General features: G+C 39.4%; 10 protein-coding genes. 6 read left to right on the top strand and 4 right to left on the bottom strand.

All coding sequences use genetic code 11. The features are described 5' to 3' along the window. Window positions 1-6: 6 nt before the first annotated feature. From holA to leuS, 3 genes are read right to left on the bottom strand one after another with little or no spacing between them, the layout of a single operon-like run. A complete protein-coding gene (holA, locus tag EMK97_RS04930) occupies window positions 7-1071 on the bottom strand; it encodes a DNA polymerase III subunit delta (protein WP_130599964.1) in 1065 nt (354 codons plus the stop codon). Between the two features lie 45 nt (window positions 1072-1116). Next, window positions 1117-1647 carry an LPS-assembly lipoprotein LptE gene (locus EMK97_RS04925; protein ID WP_130599962.1) on the bottom strand — a complete coding sequence of 177 codons (531 nt, stop codon included), beginning with the start codon at window positions 1645-1647 and terminating at the stop codon, window positions 1117-1119. A gap of 10 nt (window positions 1648-1657) precedes the next feature. Then, window positions 1658-4243, bottom strand: coding sequence for a leucine--tRNA ligase (gene leuS, locus EMK97_RS04920; RefSeq protein ID WP_130599960.1), 2586 nt, complete (start codon window positions 4241-4243; stop codon window positions 1658-1660). 218 nt (window positions 4244-4461) lie between these two features. On the opposite strand from leuS, the gene EMK97_RS04915 reads away from it, so the two are divergent. The 4 genes from EMK97_RS04915 (at window position 4462) to EMK97_RS04900 (ending at window position 10358) form a co-directional block, all read left to right on the top strand. Continuing rightward, a complete protein-coding gene (locus EMK97_RS04915; RefSeq protein WP_130599958.1) occupies window positions 4462-4947 on the top strand; it encodes a zinc ribbon-containing protein in 486 nt (161 codons plus the stop codon). Window positions 4948-5086: 139 nt separating this feature from the next. Beyond that, window positions 5087-7489, top strand: a complete 2403-nt coding sequence (locus tag EMK97_RS04910; RefSeq protein WP_130599956.1) for a Lon protease family protein — start codon at window positions 5087-5089, stop codon at window positions 7487-7489. A 53-nt stretch (window positions 7490-7542) separates the two neighbouring features. Next, a complete protein-coding gene (locus EMK97_RS04905; protein ID WP_130599954.1) occupies window positions 7543-8082 on the top strand; it encodes a DUF924 family protein in 540 nt (179 codons plus the stop codon). Window positions 8083-8342: 260 nt separating this feature from the next. Beyond that, window positions 8343-10358 carry a methyl-accepting chemotaxis protein gene (locus EMK97_RS04900; RefSeq protein ID WP_130599952.1) on the top strand — a complete coding sequence of 672 codons (2016 nt, stop codon included), beginning with the start codon at window positions 8343-8345 and terminating at the stop codon, window positions 10356-10358. A 95-nt stretch (window positions 10359-10453) separates the two neighbouring features. On the opposite strand, the gene EMK97_RS04895 is transcribed toward EMK97_RS04900, so the two are convergent. Beyond that, window positions 10454-13312, bottom strand: a complete 2859-nt coding sequence (locus EMK97_RS04895; RefSeq protein ID WP_130599950.1) for an alpha/beta hydrolase family protein — start codon at window positions 13310-13312, stop codon at window positions 10454-10456. 355 nt (window positions 13313-13667) lie between these two features. Between EMK97_RS04895 and EMK97_RS04890 the strand changes: the two genes are divergently transcribed. Then, window positions 13668-14273 carry a hypothetical protein gene (locus tag EMK97_RS04890; RefSeq protein WP_130599948.1) on the top strand — a complete coding sequence of 202 codons (606 nt, stop codon included), beginning with the start codon at window positions 13668-13670 and terminating at the stop codon, window positions 14271-14273. Window positions 14274-14696: 423 nt separating this feature from the next. Then, window positions 14697-16472 carry a DEAD/DEAH box helicase gene (locus EMK97_RS04885; RefSeq protein WP_130599946.1) on the top strand — a complete coding sequence of 592 codons (1776 nt, stop codon included), beginning with the start codon at window positions 14697-14699 and terminating at the stop codon, window positions 16470-16472. Window positions 16473-16504 lie beyond the last annotated feature (32 nt).

Below are 16504 nucleotides of genomic sequence, written 5' to 3'. Positions count from 1 at the left end.
AAAGGCTTAGTGGTAATCTAAAGCAAACTGTTTGGTTTTATCGCCGTGATATAAGGTAATACATAAATCAGCAAGCAAAATAAAGGCATTAAATTCAGTGGTGGTTTTGCTGGTTAAATCGATATCAGCAAGTCGTGTTAAGGCAAGCTTTACATGTGCTAACTTTATATTGCTCAGGGCGTGCTGATAAATGGGTTTGCGTTTATCCCAAATGCGATATTGTTTATATAAATCATTGAGGGCAACACCTTGCTCAAGTTGATTTAACATAGTGTAAATTTGATTGAGCTCTTTATGAAATAGCCAAACTAACTGAGTCGCCGCTGTGCCTTCTTGCTGAAGTTGATCAAGCATGGCAATGCACTTTTTTAGATTGCCTTGTAATAAGGCATCTAGAATTTGAAAAGGATTAAATTTGGCTTGCTTAATAACTAATTGTTCAGCTTGAGCTAAATCAATGACATTAGAGCCAAATAAGATGGACAACTTTTGCAGCTCTTGCTCAAGTGCTGGCAAATTCCCTTCAAATAGTTCAATCAGTAAACTGTTGAGATCGGGAGTTAGGTTGAGCTGTAGCTCTCTCGCTTGGTTATTTAGCCATCTTGGCAGTGCTTTAGCATCAATGTCGTACAGTGGTAAGTAACAGCCTAATTGACTTAGGCCTTTAAACCACTTTCGGTTAACCGTAGCAGTGTCGAGTTTATCACCATGGATGATAAAGATAACATCTTGGTTTTGTTGGCCGTCAGCGGCATCTTGGCGTAGCTTATCAATTAGCTCAAGCATGACTTTGCTGCCAGCATCGCCTATTTTACCTGAGCTTAGCTCTAGCTCAATAATTCTTAAGCTGGCGAATAAGCTCATTGATTGATATTCATCAAGCAGTTGCTGCCAGTCAAAACTGCTATCGCTACTAAAGCGAATTATTTCATCAAAACCTTGGCTTTTAGCATAACTTTTTATTGTCGTTAGGCTATTGTTCTTTTGCCATGGCTCATCACCAAAAACCAACCATACAGGAATAAAGTTTCGCTGTAGCGTTTGCATAAGTTGGTTATGGTATATTTTCATCGGTTCCTTAAATCGCTTTAGTTATAGCAAATTAGTTATAGCAAATTAGCGATGTACTCTGGCCATATCGCGCAAAATTTTATCCGCAGCTGATTGACGCATTTCGCTTAATAGTAATGATAGCTCACGGCTTTTTGCTAATGCTAAGTTAGGATCGTCTTGATAGTCACGGTAAAGTTCAAAACGGTAATTTTGTGGCGCTTGCTCGCTAAACTTTAACTGATAATGCACAGCATAAATCAGCTCATATTCCGCTACTTGACCATTAGGAAATACTGACAGAGTTCTTCTATCAAGTTTATCCGACATGATGCGTAGCTCAGGTATATCTTGTTTGGCGTGCTTTAGTACTTTGACTTGGTTACGAACCAAGTGCAGCTTTAATAAGCGCGTTAATTCGCCGTGAGTATCGCTTGAGCTAACATACAAGGTTTGTAAGTCATCATCGAGTAAGTAATCACCGCGAAGTTGAAAACCACAGCTAGATATTAAGCTAGTTACAAGCACCGCAATAAGCGGTGCCTTGTAGTGAGCGGTTAACTTAGCTTTTAACCTAGCTGTTAAGTAAGAAAACATCGATGATACCTTAGTTTGCTACGATATTAAGTAGTTTACCTGGTACGTAAATAACTTTGCGTACCGTTTTACCTTCGGTAAATTTGACCACGTTTTCATCAGCTAAACCTAGCGCTTCAACCGCCTCTTTACTGGCATCAGCAGCAACGGTAATTTTAGCTCTTAGCTTACCGTTTACTTGCACTATGATAAGTTTTTCATCTTCAACTAAGGCACTTTCATCAACACTAGGCCAAGGGGCATCTTCAACAATTACGCTGCTATCTTGGGCAACTTGTTGCCATAGGTAATGACATAAATGCGGTGTGATAGGCGTAAGCATTAATACCACAGCACGAATTGCTTCTTGCATTACTGCTTTATCTTCATCTGATGCCAGCGGTGCTTTAGCTAAATGATTCATTAACTCCATTATCGCAGCAATGGCGGTATTAAAGGTATTGCGACGACCAATATCATCACTTACTTTAGCGATAGTCTTGTGCAGTTCACGGCGTAATTTCTTCTGATCAGCATTTAAGCTTAAGCCTGCTAATTCAGGTGCTGCACCACTTTCTTTAAAGTCATGAACTAGCTTATAAACACGCTTAACAAAACGATGTGCACCTTCTACACCCGCATCAGACCATTCTAAGGTTTGCTCTGGTGGTGATGTGAACATAATAAATAAACGTACAGTATCTGCGCCGTATTTCTCGATGACTTCTTGTGGGTCAATGCCGTTATTTTTTGATTTTGACATCTTGCTCATGCCAGCTGAAATAACAGGCTCGCCATCTAGTTTGCTGATGGCAGACGTTACTTGACCTTTTTCATTGCGCTCAATGGTTACATCACTTGGTGCAATCCACTCTTGTGCGCCATTATCTGCTTCACGGTAATACGTATCAGCCAATACCATGCCTTGACATAATAAGCTCTTAAATGGTTCATCACACTCGACTAAACCAACATCACGTAATAACTTGTGGAAGAAACGGGCGTAAAGTAAATGCAAGATAGCATGCTCAATACCACCAATATACTGATCTACTGGTAACCAGTAGTTAGCTTTTTCAGGATCAAGCATTTGTGTGTCATCACTTGGAGAACAGTAACGCGCATAGTACCAAGATGATTCCATAAAGGTATCAAAGGTGTCGGTTTCACGTAAGGCCGCTTCACCATTGTAGCTAGTTTTAGCCCACTCAGGATCATCTTTAATTGGTGATGTTGTACCATTCATTACCACATCTTCAGGTAGTTCAACCGGAAGCTCTGATTCTGGTACAGGCACTGATTTACCGTTTTCAAGATTGATCATTGGGATAGGCGTACCCCAGTAACGTTGACGAGAAACCCCCCAGTCACGTAAACGGTAATTAGTGGTGACTTTACCTTTGTTTTCACTGATTAGCTTGTCACTAATCGCTTTAAACGCTTGCTCAAAATCTAAACCGTCAAATTCACCTGAATTAATTAAGGTATTTTTTTCTGTAATGGCTGCTTTGGCAATATCATCGCCTTCTTGAGCGGCAATAACTTGTTTGATTTCTAAACCGTATTTTTGCGCAAATTCATAATCACGTTGATCATGACCCGGTACTGACATAACAGCACCTGAGCCGTAATCCATTAATACGAAATTAGCCGCCCAAACAGGAACAAGTTCACCTGTGATTGGATGAATGGCTTTAAGACCTGTATCAACGCCTTTTTTCTCCATTGCCGCCATATCGGCTTCAGTGGTTTTGCTGTTTTTACATTCTTCAATAAATGCCGCCAATTCAGGGTTGTTTTTAGCCGCTGCTAAGCTAAGTGGGTGTTGGCTTGCTAAAGCAACATAAGTCACACCCATTAAGGTATCTGGACGGGTAGTATAGATATCAAAGCTATCGTTTGAACCTTCTACTTGGAATGTCATTTCCACACCTTGTGAGCGACCAATCCAATTACGTTGCATGGTTTTAACTTGCTCAGGCCAATCAGTTAACTGGTCTAAGTCGTCTAATAATTCTTCTGCATAGTCAGTAATTTTAATAAACCACTGTGGAATTTCTTTGCGCTCAACTAACGCACCTGAACGCCAGCCGCGACCATCGATTACTTGCTCATTCGCTAATACCGTTTGGTCAACTGGATCCCAGTTTACCGTGGCATTTTTCTTATAAACTAAGCCTTTTTCGTACAGCTTAGTAAAGAACCATTGCTCCCAACGGTAGTAATCTTTTTTACAGGTAGCTAATTCACGGCTCCAGTCATAACCAAAACCTAATGATTGTAATTGACCACGCATATAGTCAATATTTTGATAAGTCCACTTACCCGGGGCGGTTTTATTTTTAATGGCAGCATTTTCAGCAGGTAAACCAAATGCGTCCCAACCCATAGGCTGCATAACATTTTTGCCTTGCATACGCTGGTAACGTGAAATTACATCACCAAGACTATAGTTACGCACATGACCCATATGTAAACGGCCACTTGGGTAAGGGAACATAGCTAAGCAATAGAACTTTTCTTTGCCAGGCTTTTCAGTTGCTTTAAAAGTATTGTTGTCAGTCCAAAATTTTTGTACTGTAGCTTCAATAGCTTGGGGATTGTAAATGGATTCCATTAATGCGTTCTCAAAATACTATTTGCGGGGTTAATCGCTTACTTGACTAATAGTTGAACTCGCATATTTGCCAGTTTTATCTGCTATTAGTTTGGGCGAATAAACATAAATTAAAATATCGCGATAGAATACCTTATCTCTAGGGTTAACAACAAGCTTAATATAGAACTTTGTCTATACTTGTAAATAGGTGAGTTCTATGGGCAAAGGAAGTCAATATGGCACAAAACAACGATTATTTTGCTGAAATTTATCAAAAGCTTAATGCATGGCTGGAAGAAGTTAAGGCAGAGCAAAAACCTCGCATAAGTGAGTTTTTGCAACAAGCAAAAAAATACGCCATAACAGCAGAGGAAATGTCAGAAGAAAAGCTGCAACAGTTTATGGCGAATTTACGTTATGACTTACATGATTTTTATCAGCAGAATCAAGCACAAGCTAAACATTCAGTTTACTTAGGCCTGCTTAATGAAACCTTATGGGATAATTTAGCTAAGCTTACCGATAAATCACAAGTAGAGTGGGCAGAGCTGTTGGAAGACTTTGAACATGATGGTAAATATCATACTGGTGATATGATTGGCTTTGGTCAGTTACAATGCGATAACTGTCAGCAAACCCTGACCATAATGCACATGAGTGAAATCGCCACTTGTGCTCATTGCGGCCATAAGACCTTTACTCGTTCGCCACTCAATCCTTGATTTTTCATATTGTTAGCTTAATGTTTTCGGAGTAAACTGACTTTATTAATCTAAAAATAATTCTTCATTATTTCCACTTGGCAAACCGCTTTTCAGTGTTTTTGAGTTTGCCCTTCATAGCTTATGCTAAAGGATGTCTATGAATAAATCTTCAATGAAACTATCACATAATACACGCTTAGCCCCTGAACATTTATCCGCGAGTTTAACACCCGAGCTATTTTCGCAAACGCAAAAACCAAGTGATATATCGCAAGACTTTGTTGGTCATGAACGCGCTAAAGAAGCGCTTGAATTTGGTTTGTCTATGTCTTCTATTGGTTTTAATGTCTATGCCATGGGGGAGCATGGCACTGGCAGACAAACCTTAATTAAACAAATGTTAACTGAGGTAGCCGCTAAACAAGCAACCCCAGCAGAATGGTGCTATATCAATAACTTTGATGAAAGCCATATGCCATATAAGCTTTATGTTAATCCTGGTGATGGTAAGCAGTTGCTGTCGCGGATGAACAAGTTTATTGATGAATTGTTAGATTTATTCCCGGAAATTTTTGATAACCCAGGCTATCAAAGACAAAAATCCGCGATTGATCGAGAGTTTAATCAACAGTATGACCAAGCGATTTCTGCAGTAGAAGAAATCGCCCTTAAGAATGATGTGGTTGTATATGAAGAAAATGGTGAAGTCGGTTTTTCTCCCTTAGTTGATGGTAAACCATTAGATGATAAAGAGTTTGCTAACTTAGCTGAGCCAGATAGAGTAAAGTTTTATCAATTATTGGCTGAATTAGAAAACGTTTTAGCTGAGCAGTTATTAGAGCTGCCACTATGGAAAAGGCATTCTGCTGATAAGTTAAGAAAGCTTAAGTATGAAACCGCAGAACAAAGCATTAAACCTTATATCGCGGAAATGGAGCATGACTTTGCCAGCAATGAAGGCATATTAAAGTATTTAAGCAAAGTAAAAGCGCACGTTGTTGATGCGGTGTTAGAAATATTAGTTGCTGATAGCGAAGAGGCGCCAACAGATAAAGAGCTACGTAAATTGATGGTTGAACGCTTTTTACCTAATCTGTTAGTACCTAGAGACAGTAACGACGGTGCACCGGTAATTTATGAACAAAACCCAAGCTATCAAAACTTGTTTGGTCATGTTGATGTCGCCAGTTTTCAAGGGGCTAGTTATACCAGCTATCGTTTAATTAGACCGGGCGCTTTACACAAGGCCAATGGCGGTTATTTATTACTTGATGCTGATAAAGTACTGAGCCAACCTATGGTGTGGTCTAAGTTAAAACTAGCATTGAAAACTCAACAAATTACCATTGAAAATCCATACTCTGAGTACAGCCAAGCCAGTGGTTATAGTTTGCAACCAGAGAAAATCCCATTACAGGTTAAAGTGGTATTACTTGGCGATGCTGAACTTTATTATACCCTGCAAGATTATGATCAAGAATTTACCGAGCTATTTAGAGTGCTTGCTGATTTTGATCGCCATTTAGAAAAGAATGACAACAATCTCATTGCTTTTGGTAACTTAATTCGTCAGCGCGCCCATCAGCATAATTACCCTGAGGTGGATGATGAAGCCGTGCTTGAACTCGTACGTTATGCGCTAAGACGAGGTGAGCACCAACACAAAATTTCAGCCAATATAGTTCAAGTTAATGATTTACTTGATGAAGCAAACTACTGCTGGGCAAAGGAGGGCGGTAAAGGGAAATTAACTGCGCAGCATATCGCTATGGCCATGGCGGCGAAGAAAAGACGTATTGGCCGCTTAAGTGAAAATTGGTTAAGTGAAATTAAAGAGCAGCAAGTACTAATTAGTACAGAAGGTACTAGTGTTGGTCGAGTAAATGGCTTAACTGTGCTGGAAATTGGTGATAGTGTTTTTGGTACGCCTGCGCGCATAACATCCACTGTTTATGCGGGTAGTCAAGGGGTGACAGATATTGAACGAGAAGTGGATTTAGGTAAATCAATCCACTCAAAAGGGGTCTTGTTATTAACTGGCTATCTAGGCCACAAATATGGTCAAGGGTTTCCAGTATCTATTTCTGCCAATATTGCCATTGAGCAATCATACGGTCATATTGACGGCGATAGCGCGTCAATGGCTGAGCTTTGTGCTTTGATTTCTTCAATTACTTTATTGCCAATCGATCAAGAGTTAGCAATTACCGGTTCAATTAATCAACACGGTGAAGTGCAATCTATTGGTGGCGTTAATGAGAAAATAGAAGGCTTCTTTAAGCTTTGCCAAGATAAAGGTTTAACAGGCTCTCAAGGGGTTATAATTCCTAAAACCAATATGATTAATTTGATGCTTTCTAAGGAAGTCATTAGCGCAGTAGAGCAAGAAAAGTTTGCAATATATGCGGTTGAAAGTATTGATCAAGCCTTAGAGCTGTTAATGAATACTCCCGCTGGAACGATTAATAAAATAGGTCGATATCCACGTAAATCAATTCATGGTTTAGCACTTGATAAGTTGCAAGCATTTGCAGATTTATTGCACGGTGAGGAAGAGTAGTGGTTAGCTAATGTGTGCAGGCAAAGGAGCGGTGAGGATAGGAGGGAGAAAAAATGACAAGTGAAGATGTGTTGCGCTTTTGGTTTGAAGATATTGACCAAGCTAAGTGGTGGCAAAAAGATGAAGCGTTTGATCAGTTAATTATCGAAAAGTTTAAGGCGCTTCATACTCAAGCAAAACAGTGTCAGTTATATACTTGGCGCAGCAGCGCGAGAGGGAGGCTAGCGGAAGTTATTGTACTGGATCAGTTTTCGCGCAACATGTATCGCGATACACCAGAAGCTTTTGCCTGTGATCCGCTCGCGCTAGCCTTGGCGCAAGAAGCAATCGCCTTAGGTATGGATAAACAGTTATCAGCTGTTGAACGAAGTTTTTTGTATTTACCTTATATGCACAGTGAATCGCTGGCGATACATAAAGTTGCAGTGGCTTTGTATCAAGCAAATGGTATCGAATCGAATTTAGACTTTGAGTTACAGCATAAAGCAATCATTGAGCGCTTTGGTCGTTACCCACACAGAAATGTCATTCTAGCAAGAAAGTCAACGGAAGAAGAGTTAGCTTTTCTACAGCAACCAGGTTCATCTTTTTAATATATGGGGAAACTAAGCGAGCTTTGTAATGAATATTTATCAGGTAAATTTATATAGCATTACAACTAAGTGACAGACATTGCATTTTTAGTTTTTCTTTTTGAGAAAATAAACTGATTATTTATAAAGGGCTTAGCTATTTATATTACTAATGCTTCAGGAGGATGGGTAAAGCTTACTATTGCACATTTATGCTAAATGTTATATCTATGTCTTGTATAAAATATCCTTATAATTAAAACGATAAGCATGGAGTTAATATGCAGTTTATCCGTAGTAGCTTAATCCGTCAGTTTATATTTGGCATTGTTGCCGCGCTAATTTCACTGTCCTTTCTATCTGCACTGTTTCAAATCAATAAAGTTGATAGTCAGTCTGAACAAGCTTTGCAGTTAGAAGTTAACCGGATGCTAAACCAGTTACAAGATAAAATAAGCAATATGCTGTTTTCACGGAATAATCAGCTTGATGCTATTTTTACTCACCCGAATACTATTGCCGGCATCGAATCTATTCAGCAACGAGGCATTGCCCCAGAAGATCACCCTAAACTAGTGCCAGTGACTAAATATTTTAGAGATTTAATGAAGTTAGACCCGTCTGTTGTCAACCTTTTCTTCACAACCACCGCTACTTGGGAGTATTACGATCAGGAGCGAAAAGCAGAAGATCCTGATTACTACATTAATCAACGTCCATTCTGGCAAGAGTTTTTATCGCAAATGAACCACTATGTTAATGATCCTTATCGTGATAATGACGGTAAGTTTCTGATGACATTTCGCTCACCAATCTATAACGAAAAGAAAGAACTGATAGGAACCGCGGGTTTAGATCTCGACCTTGAACAAGTTAACCAAGAGCTTGCAGCCCTACAAAGTATTTATTCAGGCTTAGAGGTGTTTGTTGTGAGTGATAGTGGCTTAATGGTTAACTTTCCAATGATGAAAAGCCAAATGGAGAAAATGGGCGTTGATGTATTAGATACAGCAAAGATTGACGAGGTTTATCAGTCATTTGGTGCTAACGGCTTTGCAACTTTATGGCAGAATTTAAAAAATAATCAACAAATGCAGCACCAACTTAACTTTAATAACCAAGAATATCAGGTGTTTATGCGTAAGTATCAGCGTGATGTACCTGAGGTTCACTGGAATATTGCCGTTATGATTCCTACACAGGCAATTAATGCCCCGGTATCGAGTGCCATTTGGGATAATATTTTATCGATAGTTTTATTTACCGGCGTATTAGGCGTGTTTGTTTGGTTGTTTACTCGCTGGCAATTTAAACCGATAGCCAGTATTCAAGAGGCAATGCAAGATATTAGTCAAGGTTCGGCTGATTTAACGCAACGTATCAATATGAAGCGTCAAGATGAGTTAGGCCAATTAGCTCATGCATTTAACGCCTTTGTTGAAAAAATTCAACTCATGGTGAAAGACTCAAGCCAACTCGCCACCCAGTTTTCTCAAGATGCAAAAGCAGCACTTGCAGATACACAAGATACCAAGTTGCTTATAGAGCAACAAAAAAATCAATTAGTGAATGTTGCCAGTGCGTCAGTGGAAATGGATCAAACAACGGAACATGTTGCTAAACGAACCGAGGAAATTTCACATATATCTTCCTCTACCCGTGATGGTGTCGCTGCGGGCGTTAGTAAAATTGAGCAAAGTAGTGAGCAAATGGCAAGCCTTGCTCAGCAAACACAAAGTGCTGCACAAGTGGTTGCGCAATTAGAGCAAGAAACCAACTCAATTGGTGAAGTGGTGGAAGTGATCCGTGGTATCGCTGAACAAACCAACTTATTGGCACTCAATGCCGCCATAGAGGCGGCTCGTGCTGGTGAGCAGGGAAGAGGTTTTGCTGTTGTTGCTGATGAAGTACGTAGTTTGGCATCAAGAACTCAAGAGTCAACCACGCATATTCATGAAATAGTCGCTAAGTTACAAACATCAGCGCAAAATGCGGTGGCAGAAATGAATAATAGCCAGCAAGAAGCTGAACAAGGTAAAGAGTTTACCTTAGCGATTATTCCTACTTTCCAAGAGATTTTAGGGGCAATGACAGACTTAGAAACGCATATGGTAGATATAGCTTCAACTATTAGTGAGCAGTCTGCAACGGCAGCTGAAATGAATCGCTTAATTGTTGATGTTGATGAAATTGCCACGGAAACTGTCAGTAAGTCAGATCACCTAACCGATAAGATTCATGACACCGAAGATAAATCAGAAGCGCTTGTGGCTAATTTAACTCGATTTAAGTTCTAAGTTACAGGCGTTAGTTATGTCTAAAAAAAAGCCAGCATAATCATGCTGGCTTTTTTGTTGATGATTGAATAAGGCTATTCATTTGCTTTCAATCATTACTCATCTTCATCGATATAAGGCTCACCTTCTTGCATCCATTTGGCTTTAGGTTTGCCCATTAAGTAATGATCAAAATACTCTTTCATACGAATAGAGAAATCTACTTGATTAGCAAACTTCTTCAAATGATGCGGCTCACCTTCATATTGTAAAAAAATCGCATCTTTCCCTTCACGACGAAGCGCTAAGTAATACTGTACGCCTTCGTGCCATGGCACGGCATCATCTTTATCGCCAAACATAATTAAAATTGGCGTATTGACTTTATCGGCAAAAAATAGCGGAGAGTTCTCAATATATAAATCTCTGGCTTCAAATAGGCTTTTGCCAATTCGGCTTTGACCTGACTCGTATTGAAATTGTCTTGTTTTACCTGACTTAAGGCGAATGCCGCCATAGGCGCTGGTCATGTTAGAAACAGGTGCGCCTGAAACAACCGCTTTGAATATATCGGTTTGGGTGATCATAAAAGCGCTTTGGTAACCCGCCCATGAGTGACCTTGTAAGCCAATTTTATCTGGGTGAGCTATACCTAGATCAATCAGTTTCTGGGCAGCATTTATCATAGTTTGTGTAGAAGAAGGACCAGGTTTACCTATTTCAAAGCGAATATCAGGCAGAAACACTGCGTAGCCATTAGAGGTAAACATAGGGAAGTTAGGGCGATGATTTAACACCATTTTAGGAAAGTCGTAACGTCGCTGGCTCATATAGCGATAAAAATAAATAATCACAGGGACTTTATCGCCTTGTTGATAGCCGGCTGGTTTGATTAAGGTTCCTTGCAATTCTTCACCGTTATAACCTTTATAACGGATAAGCTCAGGAGTTTGCCCCCATGAGAATTGTTCAATTTGTGGATTTAACTGGGTTACTTTGCTTGTGCTGGCAAAGTTATCCTGAGTCACCCAGATATCAGGGTAGGTATGATAATCTTCTTGTGAAAATAATATTGTCTTAGCTGATTTCGCCTTGGCAATATAGCTGAATTTAGCTTGCTCTGATGCCAGTGACGTTACTGTTTTGCTAGTTAAATCTAATTGCGCTAGCTCAGTTTCCTTATTGCTAAGATTGTGGGCGGTAAGGTATAGCTTATCTTGAGGGTTAAAGCCGACTTTTTTCGCATCAAAGTGCTTAACACGGTAGCGGATATTAAGTTTAGCGCCATGGGTTAGTTGTGTTGCCTTAAAAGTATCGACGTTAAATGACCAGATATCATGCTTTGAATAAACTAACACAGATTTGTTATCACTTATCCAACCGGCATAACCGTAACCTTCATTCGGGCTTGGGTAATCGTGTTGCTCGTCACTAAATATATGCTGGTTATTCACGGTTAATGGTGTTGTTTTACCTGATGCCAGGTTTTTAAGCAGTAGCTTATTGTTAAGCAAATACACCGCATAGTTACCATCAGGCGATAGGCTTGGCTTGTTATAAGATAAGGTATTTTTTTGAATTAGCGTTTTTTCACCTGTGTCAATATCGACAGCATAGAAGTCTGAGTAACTACCTAAATAGTTTTCACTATGGAAGTAGGGGCTAGGGTCTCGCGCTAATAGGTGTGTTCTTTCTGTATGTAAGCTAGTTTTTGCTAATTCTGGGCTTGTTAATTGAACTGACTTTTCAGCATCTAGATGATAAACCGCTTGATAATGCTTGTGTTTGTTTTCTTTCTGCCAGAGTACTTTCTCTCTTGGCTTGGTGTAGTTATCTTTAGGGTGCCAGACGCTAAGGTCTGTATCTTGGCGAATGGTAGCGTAATTATAAAGATCCTCTTTAGCGCTTACTTTAAGCGTTTTAGGCTTTTTAGCTATGGCAGGGCTGTTTTGAAAATATAATCTTTCACCTTGCTCAGACCAAAGTAATTTGGCCGTTTTATCAGTGAACCAGTTTTTATGTGGATTAGCTAGCTTAGCTAGTTGCTGAGTTTTGCCATGCCAAAGTTCGATGGTATATGGACGACGGCGCAAGTCAGTATTTTGGTAATTACTAGATGCTATGGCTAATATGTCTTTTTTAGGGTGCCAAACTAACCTACTGGTATGTAAACCGGCTTTGCTGGCAATAACTGTTGGCGTAGCTGATAAATCATCTAAGTCTTTAACGCTTATTTGGTTGTTTTGTTGTTTATCTGTGGTATTAGAATATGCTAATTTTTGATTACTTGCTGAGAAGCTATAATGCAGGACTGAGTCAATTTCACTAAGGGTAAAGTCTGTAAGGTTAATCAGTGTTAATGGATAAACTTTATCTTTTTTATCCGCGTTAATGTCAGTGTTTTTTTCAGTTTCGCCGCTTTTCTTTTCGTTCGAGGCAGAGTCTTCACTTTCCTCATTTTCTTCATTATCTGCACTTTCTTTGCTTATCGTGCGATAGGCGAGCCAGTTGCCATCATTTGATATTTTAAAGTCAGCAATGTTCGGGTAATGATATTGAGTACCATCAGCAACCTTAACTAGGGTTAATGACATTTCTTTTTTTAATTTTTTGCTTTGTTTTTTATTGGCTTTTTCTATTGAAAGTAAACTTGCTTTAACGGTAAAAGCGGCCCAATTACCTTGTTTATTAAATTCTACATCGCTAGCATGTTCAACTGATGTGATGAGTTGATTGGCGGTTAAATTATAAACTTGTCCTTGCGTTTCACCGCGATAAGGCTTGGCAATGAAAGCTAAGCTAGCGCCGTCTTCGGAGATGACTTTAGCTTTAGCACTTTTAAAATGAAAGACATCCTGAAAGGTTAATTTGGCCTTATTTGTTACTGCGTTTTCAGTTGCTTGAATTGTACTGGCAAATATCAGCACAAAAATGATGGTCAATAAGGCACCGGCATGATTGAGTTTTTTAATCATTGAGACTTCTCTTTCTCTTTAGTTACTTTAATTAGTTACTTTAATTAGTTATTTAAATTGGTTACTTAAACTATTTTAACTTCTAGCGAATGTAAGCACCTATCTTATCCTAATCTAGATGATGTGATTAATAATCCTAAATCATTTTAATCTCGTTTTTATCTCTATTTCGTTTAGTTTGAGCGAATTATTCGAGAAATTGACAGTGTGACTTTGTTAATAAGAGTCGCAATTAAGGTTCGTGATAAACCTTTTCAACTCTGGCTTATTGCGATGAAATAGCTCGATATTTGAACTAATGTTAATATTTCGTTATAGTGCGCTGCATAAAAATAACAAATCATTATAAGCGATCATGGAACTGTCATCTGAAGAGCTAGCGTTTTTTAAAGATATTTTTGCTGAACCCTCATCTGAGTGTCAATTAAATGAGCAAAAGCATCAACTTAGCGTGCAAACAACCATTCCTAGCAATTTAAAAAAGGTGCTAGGTAATAGTAAGTTAACCTTGTTAGCTGAAATTAGTCACTATCAATTATGGTTCCCGGTTTCTTTATCAATTTCTAGTCAGGGGGAGTTTCTTCCTGAGCTTGGTATTCCAGAAATTATTGATGTACAAGGGCATCAACGTAGCTGGCGAGTTACGACATTAGACAATGTTTCTTTGATTAATCTTTGTCAAAACAAAGAGGTAGAAATCTTATCTTTATCGGGCACTGGCGTTACCTTTAAAGCCAAGGGGATTAGCAAGGATGTTCATGCATTAGGCAATTCTGCATTAGAAATGCGATTACCGGATCATGAAAGTGTTAAATTGGCGATTGATCCGGTGCGCTCAGACGATGACATCGTTGCAGCAAAATTTAAAAATATCGAGCAGGGGCGGGAATCTCTGCGTAAATTTTTATATCACTCCCACAAAAAACAATACTCAGATCTTTACCAAGACATCATTTTATAAATGAGCTGTTAGCTTTAACGCTTGCGTAAATAGTAAACTACTGTATAATGCGCGCCTCGATAAAAGGGATGTTGATTTTTTAAGCGAATATTTTCAACTAAGCTAAATCAACATGGCTCGATAAGAGCTTATTGATGTTTATTATTGCGATAATAAACAAATAAAAATGAGTGAGGGTTATACCGCCCTATAGACTTACCAAGCTAACCAAGTCAGCGTTAGCAATAAATATAACGTTAGTTTACGTTATGCGCTTTAAGTCTCCCTGGTGGTTTCCTCGTATATGTACGCAGGTTAAGACTTAGCAAAAATTTGAAGACTGGTTTACCGCACCTTACTTTGTTTGGTGCTGGGGATGTTTTGTCTTTATTTTTCTTTCGCACACAGTGCAATAAGCAGCCTGCCCAGAGAAGATAAAATTATATGACTGATCAAAACAATGCCACTATTGGCTTTGACACTTTAGGCTTGCCTGAAAACTTATTATCTGCATTAACAGCAATTGGCTTTACGTCGGCAACTGCTATTCAATCTCAAACTATTCCGCCATTATTAGCGGGTAAAGACGTATTAGGTGAAGCTCAAACCGGTACAGGTAAAACTGCTGCTTTTGGTTTGCCAGCATTAGCGCAAATTGATACCTCAATTCGCAAACCACAATTAATGGTGTTAGCACCAACGCGTGAACTTGCTATGCAAGTATCAGAAGCAATTGAATCTTTTGGTAAAAACATTAAAGGGCTTCGCGTTGCTACACTCTATGGTGGTCAATCTTACGGTCCACAATTTCAACAGTTAGAACGTGGTGCACAAGTCGTTGTTGGTACGCCAGGGCGTTTAATGGATCACTTACGTCGTAAGAGCTTAAAACTAGATAGCTTAAGCTTTTGTGTACTTGATGAAGCTGATGAAATGCTTAACATGGGCTTTTTAGAAGATATTCAGTGGATTCTAGATCACTTACCAGAAACAACACAAATGGCATTATTCTCAGCCACTATGCCACCAGCAATTCGCAAAATTGCTAATCGTTTCTTAAAAGATCCTGAGCATATTAAAATTGCGGCAGTTAAAAAAGCCAAAGCGAATATCAATCAGTTTGCATGGAAAGTAAGCGGTATCAATAAAATGACCGCATTAGAGCGTATTGCTGAAGTGGTTGATTACGATGCCATGATTATTTTTGTTCGCACACGTAACGATACCGTAGATGTTGCCGAGAAATTAGAGCGTGCCGGTTATCCGGCAATGGCGTTAAATGGTGATATGAACCAAGCGCAACGTGAACGTTGTATTGAGCAAATGAAGTCGGGTAAATCGTCAATTTTAGTGGCAACTGATGTTGTTGCTCGTGGTTTAGATATCCCACGTATTTCTTTGGTTATCAACTACGACTTACCTGGTGACAACGAAGCTTATGTTCACCGTATTGGCCGTACAGGTCGTGCGGGTCGTGAAGGTACATCAATCTCATTTGTTCGCCCAAGAGAAATGTATTCATTGCGTCACTACGAGCGTTTAACCTCTGGTAAGGTTGAAATGTATGAATTGCCTAGCATTCAAGAGATAGGTAAAACACGTATTGAACGCACTCGTAATGAAATCGCGACTATTGCGCAAGAGAAAGATATTGCAAGCATGCGCGAAATTATCGAGAAAATGGCAGAAGAGTCTGAATTATCTATGTTAGATTTGGCTGCTGCCTTATTGTATCAAAAGCAATTGAAGCAACCATTACAGCCAAAAGAAGATCCTAAGCCGCGCAGAGAATCTCGTGATCGTAACGAGCGCGGTAATCGCGATGGTAGAAGAGATAATCGTCGTGATGCTCGTGGCGAAGGTCGTGGTAATCGTGGTGAAGGCCGTGGTAATGATAGACCGCGTAAGCCAAAAGCGGTACGCAATGATGTTGATTGGCAAACATATCGCTTAGAAGTAGGTAAAGATCACGGTGCTCGTCCAGGCGATATTGTTGGCGCTATTGCTAATGAAATTTCACTAGACAGTAGTTATATCGGTCAAATTAACTTGCATGAAAAACACAGCTTCGTGCAGTTACCTAAAGGTATGCCTACCGACTCATTTAAGCGTTTAAAAGGTGTTCGAGTTCGTCGTCAGCCGTTAGCTATTTCTGCTTCAGATGCGCCGATTCAAAGTCAGTGTCCACCTCGCAAAGATCGCAGTCAACGTCATAATTAAGACAGTTGATAAAAAATACTCAGTGAAAGGCG

The organism is Litorilituus sediminis (assembly GCF_004295665.1).
Taxonomy (GTDB): Bacteria; Pseudomonadota; Gammaproteobacteria; order Enterobacterales; family Alteromonadaceae; genus Colwellia; species Colwellia sediminis.
Note: the sequence above shows the minus strand (reverse complement) of the source record. Positions and strands in the feature narration are given on the sequence as shown.